The 1580-nt window shown below is 40.5% G+C and carries 1 protein-coding gene; it reads right to left on the minus strand.

Annotated features, from left to right (window positions below; genetic code table 11):
* The coding region (locus ACFIK8_RS09060; RefSeq protein ID WP_375669232.1) for a DNA translocase FtsK 4TM domain-containing protein at positions 1 to 1580 on the minus strand (1580 nt) is incomplete at its 3' end.

Raw genomic sequence — 1580 nt, forward strand, 5'->3', positions numbered from 1 at the left:
AGTTTTGACATTTTACTATAGCGCTCTTCCATTTCACGAACAGCCCACTTAAGCGCAATCACTGCTTTTTTAGAATCTGTTACCACAGGTGTTAACAAATGGGGAATGCCATCATAAATCGAAAGTTCAAGCATTTTCGGATCGACCATAATGAGACGACATTGCTCAGGTGTCATACGATAAAGAAGCGATAAAATCATCGTATTAATGGCAACAGACTTTCCCGATCCTGTTGTGCCTGCCACCAAAAGATGAGGCATTTTTGCTAAATCCGCGATAACCGTTTCACCACCTATTGTTTTGCCCAAAGCAAGACCTAATTTTGCTTCGCTCTCTAAGAATTCCTGAGCTTGTAAAATTTCCCGTAAATAAACCATCTCACGCATTGCATTGGGCAATTCGATTCCAATCACATTGCGTCCTGGAACCACAGCAACACGGGCTGAAATCGCACGCATCGAGCGTGCAATATCATCTGCCAGACCGATAATCCGGGAAGACTTAATGCCGGCAGCCGGTTCAAATTCATACAAAGTCACCACTGGACCAGGACGTGCATCAATAATTTGCCCCTTGACTCCAAAATCTAACAAAATACCTTCAAGTTCCTGAGAGTTGGCTTTTAAGAGAGCAGGAGAAAGTTTTGTCGCCCTTGCTGCTGGTGGAGAAACCGAAAGATAATCTAAAAGCGGAAGAAGAAAATCACCCGTTGAAGAAGCCGTTAAAGGTTTGAAAACACAGTTTTTAACCGAAGAAGCAGGCATCTTATCTTTTTCATCAAAGAAAATTGGTTCAATCCGATCAAATGACTTTTCTTGTTTTTTAGCCTGACTTTTAAAGAAGAAAAACCGAAAAAACCGTGCTTGTAAAAAATAAAAAAGGTGTAAAATAGCTCCAAAAGCTGTAGCAAAAAAACCGTGCTGTGTTTCATCTGCAGCATATTCTACCTCTCCTGACACATCGAAATCTGGATCCACGATTTCGTTTTTCTGGATGTTTTTTGTTTTTCTTTTATTTGATTGACGCCGCCACACAACATTGCCAGCAAAAGCAGCTATCAAAAAACTTAACAGGATAAGAGCAACACCCAAGAGCACATTCTGAAATGGAGAAAGAAGGACAGGAAAGATTAAAGAAGCAGCACTTAAAATTTTATCACCCAAAACCCCTCCCAAACCCATCGGCAATGGCCATTGCGTAAAAGGAGCAAGAGGTGTCATAAGAGCAAAAGAAACTACAAAACAAATCGTTGAGACCACCCATAAAAAAAGGCGAAAAATCAAATTGTGGATATTCTTCTGTGCCAGCAAAAGAAACGACCAAAATAATGGTGGCAGCAAAATACCAAGACTTGCCAAACCAAAAAACTGCATGACAAAATCTGAAAAAATTGCCCCAGGCCATCCCATAAAGTTGGTAATTTTATTTATACTTGCATGCGTTAATGACGGATCTGCAACATTCCAAGTTGCCAAAGCAAAAATGCAAAAAACAATAAAACCCAAAAGCCCAAGCCCTATGAAAACCCCAATTTGGCGCAAAAATATTTCAATGAGCCGCGAACCTTGAGAGTTCTGCAC

It is taken from the genome of Bartonella sp. MR168JLCBS, from assembly GCF_042194175.1.